Origin of the sequence: Leifsonia sp. 466MF (assembly GCF_900100265.1) — a bacterium.
Classification (GTDB): Bacteria; Actinomycetota; Actinomycetes; order Actinomycetales; family Microbacteriaceae; genus Leifsonia.
Genome location: NZ_LT629696.1, coordinates 1,173,463 through 1,188,015, shown reverse-complemented (window position 1 = coordinate 1,188,015; position 14,553 = coordinate 1,173,463). Strand labels below are relative to the sequence as shown.

Sequence of the window (14,553 nt, the reverse complement as noted above, 5' to 3'; positions counted from 1 at the left end):
AAAGAAGAGGGGATGCGGTCGCGCGTCACTTCACCGCGCCGGCGGTCAGACCGGCGACGAAGTTGCGCTGCAGCAGGAGGAACGCGACGACGATCGGGATGGACACGACCAGCGACGCCGCCATGATCTGGTTCCAGTACACGTTCGTCTGTGTCGAGTAGAGCTGCAAGCCGACCGCGAGCGTCCTGTTCTCGTCCGTCGTCATCACGGATGCGAACAGCACCTCGCCCCAACTGGTCATGAACGAGTAGATCGCGACCGCGATCAACCCGGGGCGGGCGGCCGGCAGCACCACGTGCCACAGTGCGCCCATGGGCCCGGAGCCGTCGACCTTCGCGGCCTCGTCGAGGTCGCGCGGGATGCCGTCGAAGTATCCCGCGAGCATCCAGATCGAGAACGGCAGCACGAACGTGAAGTACGTGATGATGAGGCCCCACCGCGTGCCGACCAGCTGGATGCCGGTCGCCTGGTTGATGTTCACGAAGATGAGGAAAAGCGGGAGAAGGAAGAGCACTCCGGGGAACATCTGCGTCGACAGCACGGTCGTGGTGAACACGTTCCGGCCCTTGAACCGGTAGCGCGACACGGCGTACGCGGCGAACACGGCGATGACCAGCGAGATCAGGGTCGCCGCGCTCGACACGATGAGCGAATTCACGAAGTACGACGCCAGCGGGACGGTCGACCACATGTCGATGAACGGCTGGAACGTGATCGTCTGCGGCCACCAGGTGAATGCCGCCTGCACTTCGGACAGCGGCTTCACCGACGACGTGATCATGACGTAGAGCGGCACCACCGTGAAGACGGTGAGCACGGCGATGGTGACCCAGCGGAAGACGTGGGAAGAGCGGGTCTCACGCATTGCGGTTCCTCCGGTTGACGACGAGCAGGTAGGCGCCGGTCACGACCAGCAGGAACAGCAGCAGGAGCACGCTCATCGCGGCTCCGGAGCCGAAGTTCCAGGTCAGGAAGGAGGCGTTGTAGATGTGGAACGAGATCAGGTCGCCTGCCGCGGGTTGGGCTGTGCTCCCGAACAGCACGAACGGTGTGTTGAAGTCGTTGAAGGTCCACAGGAACATGACGAGCAGCAGGACCGAGTTGACCGGCCGCAGCATCGGCAGCGTGATCGCACGCCACTGCCGGAAGTGCTTGGCGCCATCCACCGCGGAGGCCTCGTACACCTCCGACGGGATGGACTGGAGACCCGCCATCAGCATCAGGAACGCGAACGGCCAGAGGCGCCAGATCGCGACGATGACGATCGACCAGAAGGCGTTGCCGCCGATCAGCCAGAACGGCTTGTCGCCCGGAAGCCCGAGGTTGTCGAAGAGGAAGTGGTTGATCGCGCCGGTGTCCTTCTGGAACATGAACTTCCAGGTGATGATGCCGGCGTACAGCGGCAGCGCGTACGGCACGAGGAACAGCGTGCGGAAGAACGCGCGCCCCCGGAACCGGCCCTGCAGGGAGACGGCTGCCGCCATCCCGAGCGCCCAGGAGAGGCCGACGACCAGGATGGTGAAGCCGACGGTGACGAGGAACGACCGGAGCAGCCCGGCGCCGACCGACCCGTTGAAGTCGAGCGCGACGGCGTAGTTCTTCAGGCCGACGAACGGCGCCTCGCCCCAGTTGGCGATGTAGAACTTCGTCAGCTGCGTGAAGCTGATCCATATGCCGGTGAGCATCGGGACGACGTGGATGAGGAGCTCGAACACGATCGCCGGTGCGAGCAGGATGAACGGGAGCCACCATCCCTTGGGGCGGCGGCGCTTGGGCTGGGGCGGTGCAGCTGCGGCAGCCGGCACGGTGCGCGCTGGGCCGCGGACGTCTGTCGTCGTCGACATGGGTCTCCTTGGGGGTGTGACTGTCCGCCGGGCGGGACGCGGTGGCCGCGCCCCGCCCGACGAGCTGGTTTCCGGGTGTCAGCCGCCGAGCGACTGCTTGACCTGGTCCTGTGCGTTCTTCAGAGCCGCCTTGATGTCGGCGTCGGAGACCGTGCTGCCGGTGGCGATCTTGGCGAACATGTCGTTCATCGCCTTGCCGACGGTGTTCTCGAACTGGTCCTCGGCCGGCACCAGCGGGAGCGGCTTGGACATGTCGTTGTAGATCTTCTGGAACGTCGCCGCCTCTTCGGCGTTGTCGGTGAACACCGGCTTGGCGTCGTTGAGCACCGGCAGGCTGGCGTACGGCTTGCCCAGGGTGGTCTGGACGTCCTCGCTCGTCATGTACTTGACGAACTTGAGCGCCGCATCCTTCTGCTTGGTGTTCTTGAAGATCGACAGGTTGATGCCGGCGATGAAGGTGGCGATGTCCTTGCCGCCCTCAGGAGCCGGGAACGGGACGACGCCGTACTGGTCGTTCTTCATGCCGTTGGCCACGATCGAGGCGTCCGCGTTGTTCTGGCTGAGGATCATCGCGACCTTGCCGGTGGCGAAGTCGTTGACCGCCTGCACGCCGTTGTCGTACTGCGCGTTGGACGGGTTGACGACCTTGTCGCTCTGCATCAGGTCGAGGTAGCGCTTGATGCCGTCGATGTTGGCCTGGCTGTCGAACGTCGGGTTGCCCTTCTTGTCGAACCACTCGCCGCCGTTCTGGGCCGAGTTGATGAACGCGAAGTGGACGTTCTCGGTGTAGCTGCCCGCTGCGAGGGCGAAGCCGTACTGGCTGCCGTTGGTGAGCTTCTTCGCCGCGGCGACGAGCTCCTCCCACGTCGTCGGCGGCTGCACGCCGGCGTCCGTGAACATCTTCTTGTTGTAGTACAGGCCGTAGGCCAGGCCGTACAGCGGGACGCTCGTGACGGGCTTGCCCTCGGCGCCGCCGGTGTCGAGCGCGGCCTTCACGAACTTGTCGCTGCCGCCGATCGCCTTCATGTTGGCGTCGTCGAACGGCAGGAACGCTCCGGTCGCCTGCAGGGAGGCGGCCCAGGTGTTGCCGATGTTCAGCACGTCCGGGCCCTGGCCCGAGGTGACGGCCGTCTGGATGCGGGTCTGCAGGTCGTTCCAGCCGATGACCTCCAGCTTGACCTTGATTCCGGTCTGCTTCGTGAAGTCGTCCAGGACGGGGGTGAGGACCTGCTTGTCGTTGTCGAGGCTGGTCCCCTGGTTGCTCGCCCAGTACGTGAGTGTCGCCCCGCTGGACGACCCTCCGGATCCCGAGCTGCTGCAGCCCGCGACCACGAGCGAGACCGCTGCGGCCAGTGCCGCGACGGCGATGGCGCGTTTCCTCATTGTGACTCCTTCGTCTCTTGATGGGGGGCGATCCCGGCCCTGGTGCGAGAGCCGGACGCGGGAGCGCCACGCTGAGCCTAACTTAACCGGTTCAGGTGTCAATCCTTGACTTCAACTCGTCCGAGGGTATACCGGCCGGTCGCCCCGGCCGCGCCACCCCGCGCGCCCCGCGCGCTGCGCGCCGCCCCCGCGCTGCGCTGGCCGCCAGGATCTGGCCGTGAGGTGCACGTAGTGGCGGTCGGCTACGGCGTGTCGCCCGCAACTACGTGCACCTCGGCGGGCGCGGAGCGCGCGGCGCGGGCGCGGAGCGCGCGCTCAGCGCGCGGCGTGCTCCCCGGCGCGGATGCTCGTGGCACGCGGCACGAGGCGGCTCGGCCGCGCGCGGCGGTCGAACGCCGGACGGCCGGTGAGCTGGTCGAGCAGCAGCCGCGTCGACCGCCGCCCCTGCTCCTCCGGGTACCGGTCGAGCGCGGTGATCGGGCGGGTTCCGAGGCGGCAGAGCAGGGAGTCGTCCCAGCTGACGATGGCGACATCCTCACGGCCGGTGTGGTTGAGCGCCGTCTGTGCGCCCAGGGCGAGCAGGTCGTTCGAGGTCAGCACCGCGGTGATGGATGTGTCGGTCGCCAGCAGCTCGGCGGCGACCCGCTCCCCCGACTCCATCGAGTAGTCGGAGACCGCGAACGAGAACTCTATGCCGAACTCCTGCCCGTGCGCGGCGACGGCGTCGCGCCGGTCCTGCTCGTGCTCGAACTCGGCGGGTCCGGCGATGTGCAGCGCGCGCCGGTGGCCGAGGGAGGCCAGGTGCTCGACGAGCAGTCCGGCGTCGGCGCGCGCGTCGTAGAGCAGCACCTTGCCGGGCGCGACGGCCTCCCGGTTGCCGTGGAGCACGAACGCGAGGCCGAGCTCTTCCAGCAGCTGCGGGCGCGGGTCGTCGAAGGTGATGTCGAAGAGCATGACGCCGTCCACCCGCGCCTCCGCACTCCAGCGACGGTAGGCGGCGACCTCCTGACCTGCGTCCGTGCCGACCATGCGCAGCAGCAGCGACTGCCCGGTCTCGGACAGCTCCGACTCGACCCCGGCGAGCAGGCTCATGTAGTACGGCTCGGCGCCGAGCAGGCTGGGATCGCGGCGGAGGACGATGCCGATCGTGTCGGACCGCGCCCGCGACAGGGCACGCGCGGACGAGCTGGGATGCCATCCCAGCTGCTCCGCCAACGCCAGCACCCGCTCGCGCGTCTCGTCGCTCACTCCGGGCAGCCCGTTGAGCGCGTACGACACGGACGCCTTCGAGAGCCCCAGCTGGTCGGCCAGCCCCGCGATGGTCACGCGCCCCGCTCCGTTGCTCACGGCCGCCTCCCTTCATGGTGCGCGGCCAACAATACTTGTTCGCGCGTTTCGCGCACCCGTCGCATCGTGCGAGAGCGCTCAGGCGGCGACGGGATGCGTTCGCAGGCACGACACGCGAGACTCGGCACGGATGCTGCAGCAGCGGCCGCCGTCAGGTCGCCGTGCGACCCCGCGCCAGCACCGCCGCGTGAAGGGCGGCGACGGTCTCGCCGTCGTCCAGATCCATCCCGAGCAGCTCCTCGATCAGGGCGATCCGCTGGTAGAAGACCGACCGGGACAGGTGGCTCGCGGCAGCCGCGCGCGTGCGGTTCCCGGGGTGGCTGAGGTAGGCACGCAGCACCTCGACGAGGTCTCCGCCGGTCGCCAGGTCGTACTCGATCAGCGGCCGCAGCAGCTGCTCGGTGTGCTCCAGCAGCCGCGGATCGCTGCCGAGCGCGTTGACGAGCCGCAGCAGCGGCCGATGCTGAACGCGCTGGATGTGCGGCGTCCGCCCGAGACGCGCGTCGGCCCGCGCGGCAGAGCCGGCCGCCAGTTCGACCGCCTCCTCCAGCGACGACAACAGCCCGGTGATCCCGCGCGCGTCCGACCCGACGGCGACGACCGCGGCCGGGTCGTCGAGCCGCACCGACCTGACGGCGTCCGCGATCGACGCGAACAGCCCATCCGTGAGCTGGCGCCCCGGCCGCGCGGACACAGCGACGACGAGTGTTCCCGGCTGCTCGGGATGCCGTCCGGCCACCGCGTCGGCACCCGCCGTCCGTGCCGCCTCCACGGCTCGCGCTGCGGCCGACACGGGCAGCGTCCCGGAGCGCAGCCGCACCGCCACCCCGGCGACCAGCCGGCCGGAGAGCGGGAAGCCCGCCGCCTCGAACCGGGCGGTCACGCCGCCCTCCCCGGAGAACCGCCGGCCGATCAGCGCCGCGAGCAGCGCGTCGTGGCTGCGCCGCGTCCACTCGTCGTCGTCGCGGTCGGAGAGCCGGCTGAGCGCGAGCGCGACCGCGGCCTGCTCCAGCACATTGGAACGCCCGGCGGGATGCGGCTCACCAGGCAGCGCGACGAGGTGCCCCCAGCGCATGCCCCGCGCTTCGACCGGGACGATCGTCCACCCACTCGCGCCCGACCGGTGGGCCGCCCGCGAACGCTGCTCCCAGTCGGCGAGCTCGTCCTCGCCCGACGTGTTCGCCCCGCCCGAGACCGGGCCGCCGCCAGCCGCTGGCCCGCCGGCCCGTATCCCACTGGCCGCCAGCCCGCTGGCCGCGATCACCCGGTGGCCGGTGTCCTCCAGCACCACCGGCGAACCGAGCACCCGCGCCGCCTGCTCCACGATGAAGTCGGCCGGGCTCCCGCGCAGGCTGAGCCCGGTGAAGAGCGCGTGGATGTCGTCCCGCGCCCGCAACGCCACCATCTGCTCCGCGATGATGCGCGAGTGAACGGCCTCCGTGATCGCGACGAAGCGCGCCTCCCGGTGGAGGACGACGAACGGCAGCCCGGCCGCCTGGAACTCCTGGACGAGCGCGGCGGGCGCGCTCGGCATCAGGGGTCCGAGTTCCAGCACAAGGCCGGCGACGCCCGCGTCCACCAGCACGCGTCCGAGCCGGCGCAGGGCCGCGGGATCGGCCGGCCAGCCGACGCCGGTGGCGAGCAGCAGTTCGCCGCCGGAGCCCAGCCGGGCCGCTTCGGCCGTCTCGGCGACGTGCACCCAGCGCACCGGCGCATCCAGCCGATCCCGGCCGGTCAGCACCTCAGGCAAGGCGACGGCGACCGGCTCCATGCGGAGCACCTCGCGCACCGTCGGCAGCACCGACGACGACGGCACGACCGGCTGCGCCGCGCCGCCCGAGCCCTCCGGACGAACTGTTCGGACCGCGTGCGGGTCCCGACGATCTGGCATCGCTCCTACCGCCTCTGCTCTGTGATCATTGGGAGGAAAGCTTACTGTCACCGCCGGGCAGAACGTCCGGCGAAACCGCGAGGAGGATCCCCGTGGCCCTGATCCGCCACTTCATCGCCGGCGAAGAGACCGCCGCAGAGTCGACCGGCGCCCTGCGCACCGGCCCGGTGTTCAACCCGGCAACCGGCGAGCGCCAGCACGAGGTCGCCCTCGCCGACGCCGCCGAGACCGAACGGGCGATCGCCGCAGCGCGCGCCGCCTTCCCCGCCTGGCGCGCCACCAGCCTGACCAAGCGCGCCGACGTGATGTTCCGCCTCCGTCACCTGCTCACGGAGCGTCGCGACGAGCTCGCCGCCATCGTCACCAGCGAGCACGGCAAGGTGCTCTCCGACGCTGCGGGCGAGATCGGCCGGGGGCTCGAGAACGTGGAGTTCGCGAGCGGCCTGATCGACAAGCTGAAGGGCGAGTACAGCGAGCAGGTGTCCACCGGCATCGACGTGCACAGCGTCAAGCAGCCGGTCGGAGTGGTCGCCTGCATCACCCCGTTCAACTTCCCGGTCATGGTGCCGCTGTGGATGGTCGCGAGCGCCATCGCCTGCGGCAACACCGTCGTGCTGAAGCCGAGCGAGAAGGACCCGAGCGCCTCCGTGTTCCTGGCGAAGCTGTCCCGCGAGGCCGGACTGCCGGACGGCGTCCTCAACGTCGTCCACGGCGACAAGGAGGCGGTGGACACCCTCCTCGACTCCCCCGACGTCGCCGCGGTCAGCTTCGTCGGATCCACGCCGATCGCCCGCTCGATCTACCAGCGCGCGTCGGCGAACGGCAAGCGCGTCCAGGCGCTCGGCGGCGCCAAGAACCACATGGTGGTGCTGGCGGACGCCGACATCGACGCCGCCGCCGACGCCGCGGTCTCGGCCGCCTACGGCTCCGCCGGCGAGCGCTGCATGGCGGTCAGCGTGGTGGTCGCGGTCGGCGACGTCGGCGACCGGCTGGTGCCGGCCATCCAGTCGCGCCTCGGCGCCCTGCGCATCGGGCCGGGCACGGATGCGGCCAGCAAGATGGGCCCGCTCATCACGCGCGAGCACCGCGACAAGGTGGCGTCGTACGTCACAGGCGCCGCGGCGGAGGGCGCGACGGTCGTGGAGGACGGCACCGCGCGCTCGTTCGACGGCGACGGCTTCTTCGTCGGAGTCAGCCTGCTCGACAACGTGAAGCCCGGCATGAAGGCGTACGACGACGAGATCTTCGGCCCGGTGCTGTCAATGGTGCGCGTCGACACCTTCGACGAGGCGATCGAGCTCATCAACGCCAACCCGTACGGCAACGGCGTCGCCCTGTTCACCCGTGACGGCGGGGCGGCCCGCCGCTTCGAGTTCGAGGTGGAGGTCGGGATGGTCGGCATCAACGTGCCCATCCCCGTGCCGGTCGGCGCCTACTCGTTCGGCGGCTGGAAGAACTCGCTGTTCGGCGACTCGCACATCTACGGACCGGAGTCGTTCCACTTCTACACGCGCAGCAAGGTGGTCACCACGCGCTGGCCCGATCCCCTGCATTCGCGCATCGAGCTGGCTTTCCCGGGCAACGCGTGAGCGAGGAGACGACGATGACGGACACCATCCCGACCACCGGCACGCGGACCGGCTACCTCGACCGGCACGGCGTCGAGCATCCGTTCGGGGATGCGGCGGCGGAGCGCCAGGTGCGCAGCGACGACCGCGCGCACGTCTTCCACTCGTGGAGCGCCCAGGCGAAGATCGACCCGCTGCCGATCGCCGCGGGCGAGGGCTCCACGTTCTGGGACTACGACGGGAATGCGTACCTCGACTTCAGCTCGCAGCTGGTGAACCTGAACCTGGGGCACCAGCATCCCGATCTCGTCGCCGCCATCCAGCAGCAGGCGGGCCGACTCGCCACGGTGCAGCCGTCCATGGCGAACGACGTGCGCGGCGAGCTCGCTCGGCGCATCGCCGAGGTGGCTCCGGGGACGCTCAACAAGGTCTTCTTCACCAACGGCGGGGCGGATGCGAACGAGTACGCGGTGCGCCTGGCGCGCGCGGTGACCGGACGCCGCAAGGTGCTGTCGATGTACCGCTCGTATCACGGCGGCACCTCGACCGCGATCGCCCTCACCGGCGACCCGCGGCGCTGGGCGAATGAGCCGAGCGACCCGTCGGTCGCGCACTTCTTCGGCCCGTACCCCTACCGGAGCGCCTTCCACTCGACCTCGCCGGAGGAGGAGACGCAGCGCGCGCTGGAGCACCTCGAGAACGTGATCGTGCTGGAGGGCGCCGGCACGATCGCGGCGCTCATCGCCGAGACCGTCGTCGGCACGAACGGCGTGCTGGTGCCGCCGCCCGGGTACCTCGCGGGCGTGCGGGAGCTGTGCGACCGGTACGGGATCGTGTACATCGCCGACGAGGTCATGGTCGGCTTCGGGCGGATCGGCGAGTGGTTCGCCGTGGATGCGTTCGACGTCGTGCCCGACCTGATCACCTTCGCGAAGGGCGTCAACTCCGGGTATGTGCCGCTCGGCGGCGTCGTCATCTCGGACGCCATCGCCGCGCGGTTCGACGATGTGGCGTTCCAGGGCGGCCTCACCTATTCGGGACACCCGCTGGCCTGCGCCGCCGGGGTCGCGACGTTCGACGTGTTCGAGCGGGACGGCATCCTGGAGCGGGTGCGCGACCTCGGCTCGCGTGTGGTCGAGCCGGAGCTCCGGTCGTGGCAGGAGCGGCACCCGTCGCTCGGCGAGGTGCGCGGCCGCGGCCTGTTCTGGGCGCTGGAGCTGGTGCGCGACCGCGAGACGCGGGAGCCGCTGGTGCCGTTCAACGCGGCGGGACCGGATGCGGCGCCGATGGCCGAGGTCGCGGCGGCCTGCAAGGCCGCGGGCGTCTGGCCGTTCACCCACTTCAACCGCGTGCACGTCGCGCCGCCGCTGGTCATCGAAGAGGACGAGCTGCGTCGTGGTCTCGCCGCGATCGACGCGGCACTCGACGTCGCGGACCGCTACGCGCGGGTCTGACCGGCGAGTGGATGGGCGGCACCTCGTGTCGTCCATCCACAGCCGCAGCTTGTCCACATCCTGCTTCCCGCCGGTCGGCTCACGGCGGCCGCAAGCTATCGTGGCAGCATGAGTGAACCCGGAGACGGCCGTGTCGCTGTCTACATAGACTTCGACAACATCGTCATATCCCGCTACGACCAGGTGCACGGTCGTGGCTCCTATATGCGCGATCGGCCCAAGTCGAGTTCGACCGCGCCCAAAGCGGGCTTCGCCGAGAAGCTGGCGGAAGCGCGCGTCGACCTGGGTGCGGTGATCGACTTCTCCTCGTCGTTCGGCACGCTGGTGCTGACGCGGGCGTACGCCGACTGGTCGTCCGCCGTCAACGCCGAGTACCGCGGCCAGCTCGTGGGCCGCGCGGTCGACCTCGTTCAGCTCTTCCCGGCCGCCGCCTACGCCAAGAACGGCGCCGACATCCGGCTCGCGGTCGACGCGGTCGAAGACCTCTTCCGGCTTCCCGAGCTCACGCACGTCGTCATCGTCGCGGGCGACTCGGACTACATCCCGCTGGCCCAGCGGGTGAAGCGCCTCGGGCGCTATGTGATCGGGATCGGCGTCGCCGGCTCGACCGCGAAGTCGCTCGCCGCGGCGTGCGACGAGTTCGTCAGCTACGATGACCTCCCCGGCATCGCCCGTGACGAGGCGGAGGACGCGGACGACGTCGAGGTCGCGGCCGGCACCGAGCCGGTGACCGCGGTCGCCGCGGAGCCTGCGGGTGACCAGGCCGAGACGGATGGCGCCGCTGCCGAAGCCGGGGCGGTGGATGCGTCGGCTCCAGCCGCCGAGCCTGCCCAGCGGCCGACGCGCGGCAGCCGCAAGCGCGCCGCGGCCACGACCAGCGCCGACGACGCGGACGAGGAGCAGAGCGAGGACCCGCAGCACGTGGCCACCCGCCTCCTCGCCCGCGCCATGCAGCTCGGCCACGAGAAGGACGACTCGCCGTGGCTGCACAGCTCGACGGTCAAGGGCCAGATGAAGAGGATGGACCCGTCCTTCAGCGAGAAGGCCCTCGGGTACCGCTCGTTCAGCGACTTCATCAAGTCGCGCGGCGACCTGGTCGAGCTCGACGACAGCTCGACCGCCCAGATGCTTCGCCTCGCACCGACCCGCCCGCGCCGTGCCCGGCACAGCGGCCGCGCTGCGGACCGCGTCTCCGCCACCTGAGACGGCATGGTGGAGGTCTTGAGCCGGCGCACAGCCGACGGGAGTTGACTGCGACCATGGCGAGCCAGAAGACAGGACGACAGTGGCGAGCGACCCGCTGGGGCGGGCCGGAGAGGTGGGAGTTCGCGGAGGTCGAGGTTCCGGAACCTCGGCAGGGCGAGGTCACGATCGAGGTCCGCGCCGCGGGCGTCAACCCGGCGGACTACAAGCACGTGTCCGCACCCCGAGAGGGCCTCGAGCTCCCAGTCCCGATCGGCTACGAGGTGGCCGGCGTCATCGCGGCCATGGGTCCGGATACCGAGATCGCGTCCGGCGGCGGGGCCGTCGGCGACGCGGTTGTCGCGTTCCGCATCCAGGGCGGCTATGCCACCGCCGTCACCGTCCCGGCGAAGGACGTGTTCGCCAAGCCCGCTCGGCTGGCCGACGAAGAGGCCGCGAACCTGCTGCTCGTCGGCACGACGGCCGCCCAGATGCTCGACGTGACCCACGTGCGCGCGGGCGAGACCATCCTCGTGCACGGAGCATCGGGCGCGGTCGGCGTGAGCATCCTCCAGCAGGCGGCCGAGATCGGCGCACGCGTCATCGGAACGGCGAGCGAAGCGAGCTTCGCCCGGGTGCGCCGCTTCGGCGGCCTGCCGATCGCATACGGACCGGGGCTCGCAGAGCGGGCGACGGAAGCCGCCCAGGGCCCCATCGCCGCGGCGCTCGACACGGTCGGAACCGACGAGGCGATCGACGTCTCCCTCGAACTCGTCCCCGACCGGCTGCGCATCGTCACGATCGTCGCGGCCCAGCGCGCACAGCAGGAGGGCTTCCCCGCCGTCTTCGGCGCGCAGCCGGAGAGCCAGGCGTTCCGCGATTCCGTGCGCGGCCCGCTCCTCGAGCTGGCCGGCAGCGGCCGCCTTCAGGTCCCGATGGCGCGGACGTATCCACTCGCCGATGCGCCGGAGGCCCTCGCGTTCCTGAAGGAGGGACACCCGGGCGGCAAGCTCGCGCTGCTGCCCTGAGTGCGGCCAGGCGGGCCGCGAGGCGAAGGAATCAGCCGGCGGGCTTGGTCGCCTTCCCGTCGAGCCACAGCGTCGCCGACTCGTCCCGGTGCACGCCGTCCGTCCCGACGAACTTCGTGTCGATCTGCGGGCCCTTGGTGATCACATGCACCATCGCCATCCCGTGCCCGCGCCCCAGCCCGTAATCGTCCTTCAGCCAGGCGAGGATCTCACCCGCCTTGGTGCCCGGGCCGAACCCGCGCTCCCCCGCCTCCGCGACCAGTTCGCGCGGCGTCTTGCCGGTCTTGTCCTCGACCGCGTCGAGATAAGCCTGGAACGACATCCTCAGTCCCCTCTCTCGTCGCGCTCGACGATGGCCTCCGCCTCCGCTTCGGAGACGACCACCATTCCACCGGTGCGCTGGCTCGTGCGCAGGAGCACATCCATCCACTTGTCGTTGAGTCGCGGCGGCTTGGTCCCGCTGAACACGAACGCCAGCGGGATGTCCCGGCTGATCCAGAGGCTCACCCGGCCTCCGCCGAGGTCGGCGGGGATCTGCCAGTTCAGCAGGAAGCTCTCGTGGCGGCGCAGCTTCGTGACGACGGCGATCTTGACGTGCGCCAGGGTGCGGTCGTCGAACTCGTACTCCTGCGGCGCGGTCCCGTAGACCAGCCTTCCCACGTCACGCCCCCTCGCGGCGCTTGCCGTTCCTCGTCCGGCTCGCCCGATAGGTGCCCTCCGGGACCTCTTCGCGGATCTCCGCGCGCAGGTCGTCCTCGAGCATCAGCCCGGAGTTGCTGTTGGCCCGCTCGCCGAGGATGGTCAGCCAGTCGCGGTTCAGCTCCGGCAGCTCCGGCCGCGCGAACACGAACTGCAGCGAGATGGAGGGGTCGAGCCAGATCGACCGCAGCACGCCCTCGGAGCCGGCCGTGCGATCCGTCCAGATGAGGAGGAAGCCCTCCCGGCGCCGCAGCTTGGTCTGGACCACCGCTTGGAGGTGCGCGAGCACCCGGTCGTCGAACGTGAAGCCGTCGGCCCCGTCGTAGATCAGCGTTCCCACGCGAGTCCTTCCTGTCTGGATCACTTTCTCCAAACCACCGCGCGCCGTCAAGTCACGGTTGTGCGAATCGCCGTAAAGTCCGGTCATGGACGCACTTACGCGAACCATCAAAGCGGCCCTCCTCTACGAGGACGGCCGGACCCTCGACAGCGTCGTGGTCGTGCCCCTGATCGGCGGGTGCCCTCCCGGCGAGATCCGCGTCGCCACCCTGTTCGCCGGGGCCCTCGCCTACGACGTGTACGAGCTGGCCGACGAGGAGGAGTACTCGTCGATGCCCGCCTACCCCTACCGCTCCACCATCCCCGTCACGACCGAGGACCTCGACGACTGATCGCGCGATCCGGGTAGCGTGGACGGGGTGACCCGCTCCGACGATCCTGCGCGCCCGCGCGCGGGGGCGGCCGTCGCCGCGCTCAGCCTCGGCACGCTGCTGAACCCGCTCAACTCGTCGATGATCGCCGTGGCCCTCGTGCCGCTGCAGCACGACTTCGGTGTGGATGTGACGGCCGTGACCTGGGTCATCACGTCGTTCTACCTGGCGTCGGCCGCCGGCCAGCCGCTGATGGGTCGACTCGGCGACCGCTTCGGCCCGCGCCGTCTGTTCCTGTTCGGGATGCTGGTCGTCGTCCTCGCCTGCGCGCTCACGCCGTTCGCAGGCTCCCTCGCCGCCGTCTGCGTCGGCCGAGTGGCTCTCGCGGTGGGGACGGCGACCGCGTTCCCCTCGGCGATCGCCCTGCTGCGACCGCTCGCGGCGGCCTCCGGGGTGGGGACGCCGCGACTGCTCGGCCGCATCCAGATCGCCAACACCTCCGGCGCCGCCATCGGGCCGGTGCTCGGCGGCGCATTGATCACGTTCCTCGGCTGGCAGTCGATCTTCTGGGTGAACGTGCCACTGGCCCTGATCGCCTTCGTCGGCGTGTGGTTCTTCGCACCGGCGGACGCCGAGCGGGAGCGGGTGCCGCTGGGGCGCACGCTGGCCGAGTCCGACATCCCGGGCATCCTGCTGTTCATCGCGACCCTCACGTCGCTGCTTGTCTTCCTGCTCGACCTCGAACCTCAGCCGCTCTGGTGGCTGCTGCCGGTGTGCGCCGTGGCCGCCGTACTGTTCGTCTGGCGGGAGTTGCGCACAGCGCACCCGTTCCTCGATCTGCGGCTGCTGGCGGCGAACCGGCGTCTGCTGCTGGTGTACCTCAGCTTCGCGATCTTCAACGTCGTCTACTACTCCGCCTTCTTCGGTCTGCCGCAGTACCTGCAGACGCACGGAGGCTACAGCGCGGGCGTCGCCGGACTGCTCATGTTCCCGCTCGCGGCCGTGACCATCGTCGTCACGCCGCTCGCCGCGCGCGCGATCGAGTCCGTCGGGCTGCGGCCGACGTTGATCACCGGTGCGATAGCGCTCGTCGTCGGGGCCGCCCTTCTCGCCGTCGCCGCCGCGACGACGGCACCCTGGGTCGTGCTCGTGCTCACTGCGGCGCTCGGCATCCCCTACTGCGTCGTCAGCATCGGGATGAATCAGGCGCTCTACTCGGCGGCCCGCCCGGAGGACAGCGGTGTCGCCGCGGGCATCTTCCAGACGTCGCGCTATGTCGGGGCGATCGTCGCGACCACGGTGCTCGGACTGCTGTTCAGCGGTGGGACGACCGCGGGCAGCTGGCTGGCGGCCGTCGGCGTCGCGACCGTGCTGGCGGTGGTGCACCTGGCGCTGCTGGTGTTCGTGCGGCCCGGGCGGGCGCGGCGTGCGGCCGCCGCCGCTGCCTCCTGACCGCGGCTGCCGGCGTTTTGGCCTGGGGGTCGCAACACGCCGTTATGGGCGCGCC

14 protein-coding genes are annotated in these 14,553 nt (G+C 70.4%); 6 read left to right on the top strand and 8 right to left on the bottom strand.

Annotated features, from left to right (window positions below):
* Positions 1-25 precede the first annotated feature (25 nt).
* From BLR91_RS05670 to BLR91_RS05650, 5 genes are all read right to left on the bottom strand, one after another.
* Positions 26-865, bottom strand: a complete 840-nt coding sequence (locus BLR91_RS05670) for a carbohydrate ABC transporter permease (RefSeq protein WP_020077270.1) — start codon at positions 863-865, stop codon at positions 26-28.
* The gene (locus tag BLR91_RS05665; RefSeq protein WP_089876481.1) at positions 858-1,844 is read right to left on the bottom strand and encodes a carbohydrate ABC transporter permease; all 987 of its coding nucleotides are present in this window, start codon (positions 1,842-1,844) and stop codon (positions 858-860) included. Before BLR91_RS05665 ends, BLR91_RS05670 begins: the two co-directional genes overlap by 8 nt.
* A 78-nt stretch (positions 1,845-1,922) precedes the next feature.
* Positions 1,923-3,227 carry an ABC transporter substrate-binding protein gene (locus BLR91_RS05660; RefSeq protein WP_020077268.1) on the bottom strand — a complete coding sequence of 435 codons (1,305 nt, stop codon included), beginning with the start codon at positions 3,225-3,227 and terminating at the stop codon, positions 1,923-1,925.
* Positions 3,228-3,542: 315 nt separating this feature from the next.
* On the bottom strand, positions 3,543-4,574 hold the full coding sequence (locus BLR91_RS05655; RefSeq protein ID WP_089876483.1) for a LacI family DNA-binding transcriptional regulator: 1,032 nt from the start codon (positions 4,572-4,574) through the stop codon (positions 3,543-3,545).
* Positions 4,575-4,725: 151 nt separating this feature from the next.
* Positions 4,726-6,465 (bottom strand): PucR family transcriptional regulator, encoded by a 1,740-nt coding sequence (locus BLR91_RS05650; protein WP_089876486.1) that lies wholly within the window; start codon positions 6,463-6,465, stop codon positions 4,726-4,728.
* A gap of 92 nt (positions 6,466-6,557) precedes the next feature.
* Between BLR91_RS05650 and BLR91_RS05645 the strand changes: the two genes are divergently transcribed.
* The 4 genes from BLR91_RS05645 to BLR91_RS05630 all read left to right on the top strand — a co-directional run bounded on the left by BLR91_RS05645 (position 6,558) and on the right by BLR91_RS05630 (position 11,697).
* Positions 6,558-8,054: a CoA-acylating methylmalonate-semialdehyde dehydrogenase gene (locus BLR91_RS05645; RefSeq protein ID WP_089876488.1), complete on the top strand. Its 1,497-nt coding sequence runs from the start codon at positions 6,558-6,560 to the stop codon at positions 8,052-8,054.
* Positions 8,055-8,068: 14 nt separating this feature from the next.
* Positions 8,069-9,487 carry an aspartate aminotransferase family protein gene (locus tag BLR91_RS05640; RefSeq protein WP_231918830.1) on the top strand — a complete coding sequence of 473 codons (1,419 nt, stop codon included), beginning with the start codon at positions 8,069-8,071 and terminating at the stop codon, positions 9,485-9,487.
* A gap of 108 nt (positions 9,488-9,595) precedes the next feature.
* Positions 9,596-10,690, top strand: coding sequence for an NYN domain-containing protein (locus BLR91_RS05635; RefSeq protein WP_089876492.1), 1,095 nt, complete (start codon positions 9,596-9,598; stop codon positions 10,688-10,690).
* Positions 10,691-10,746: 56 nt separating this feature from the next.
* Positions 10,747-11,697 (top strand): NADP-dependent oxidoreductase, encoded by a 951-nt coding sequence (locus tag BLR91_RS05630; RefSeq protein WP_089876495.1) that lies wholly within the window; start codon positions 10,747-10,749, stop codon positions 11,695-11,697.
* 31 nt (positions 11,698-11,728) lie between these two features.
* Here the strand turns inward: BLR91_RS05630 and BLR91_RS05625 are convergent, their stop codons facing one another.
* From BLR91_RS05625 to BLR91_RS05615, 3 genes are read right to left on the bottom strand one after another with little or no spacing between them, the layout of a single operon-like run.
* Positions 11,729-12,019, bottom strand: coding sequence for a DUF4287 domain-containing protein (locus BLR91_RS05625; RefSeq protein ID WP_018191525.1), 291 nt, complete (start codon positions 12,017-12,019; stop codon positions 11,729-11,731).
* 2 nt (positions 12,020-12,021) lie between these two features.
* The gene (locus BLR91_RS05620) at positions 12,022-12,357 is read right to left on the bottom strand and encodes a DUF7882 family protein (RefSeq protein WP_020077261.1); all 336 of its coding nucleotides are present in this window, start codon (positions 12,355-12,357) and stop codon (positions 12,022-12,024) included.
* A 1-nt stretch (position 12,358) separates the two neighbouring features.
* Positions 12,359-12,736 carry a DUF7882 family protein gene (locus tag BLR91_RS05615; protein WP_089876497.1) on the bottom strand — a complete coding sequence of 126 codons (378 nt, stop codon included), beginning with the start codon at positions 12,734-12,736 and terminating at the stop codon, positions 12,359-12,361.
* A gap of 85 nt (positions 12,737-12,821) precedes the next feature.
* On the opposite strand from BLR91_RS05615, the gene BLR91_RS05610 reads away from it, so the two are divergent.
* Both BLR91_RS05610 and BLR91_RS05605 read left to right on the top strand, forming a co-directional pair.
* Positions 12,822-13,067 carry a hypothetical protein gene (locus tag BLR91_RS05610; RefSeq protein WP_089876499.1) on the top strand — a complete coding sequence of 82 codons (246 nt, stop codon included), beginning with the start codon at positions 12,822-12,824 and terminating at the stop codon, positions 13,065-13,067.
* A 27-nt stretch (positions 13,068-13,094) separates the two neighbouring features.
* Complete coding sequence (locus tag BLR91_RS05605) at positions 13,095-14,498, top strand: MFS transporter (protein ID WP_231918829.1); 1,404 nt, start codon at positions 13,095-13,097, stop codon at positions 14,496-14,498.
* Positions 14,499-14,553: the final 55 nt, after the last annotated feature.

Coding starts and splice junctions, on each gene's coding strand:
- BLR91_RS05670 (WP_020077270.1), bottom strand. CDS start 865: ATGCGTGAGACCCGCTCTTCCCACGTCTTCCGCTGGGTCACCATCGCC.
- BLR91_RS05665 (WP_089876481.1), bottom strand. CDS start 1,844: ATGTCGACGACGACAGACGTCCGCGGCCCAGCGCGCACCGTGCCGGCT.
- BLR91_RS05660 (WP_020077268.1), bottom strand. CDS start 3,227: ATGAGGAAACGCGCCATCGCCGTCGCGGCACTGGCCGCAGCGGTCTCG.
- BLR91_RS05650 (WP_089876486.1), bottom strand. CDS start 6,465: ATGCCAGATCGTCGGGACCCGCACGCGGTCCGAACAGTTCGTCCGGAG.
- BLR91_RS05640 (WP_231918830.1), top strand. CDS start 8,069: ATGACGGACACCATCCCGACCACCGGCACGCGGACCGGCTACCTCGAC.
- BLR91_RS05635 (WP_089876492.1), top strand. CDS start 9,596: ATGAGTGAACCCGGAGACGGCCGTGTCGCTGTCTACATAGACTTCGAC.
- BLR91_RS05630 (WP_089876495.1), top strand. CDS start 10,747: ATGGCGAGCCAGAAGACAGGACGACAGTGGCGAGCGACCCGCTGGGGC.
- BLR91_RS05625 (WP_018191525.1), bottom strand. CDS start 12,019: ATGTCGTTCCAGGCTTATCTCGACGCGGTCGAGGACAAGACCGGCAAG.
- BLR91_RS05610 (WP_089876499.1), top strand. CDS start 12,822: ATGGACGCACTTACGCGAACCATCAAAGCGGCCCTCCTCTACGAGGAC.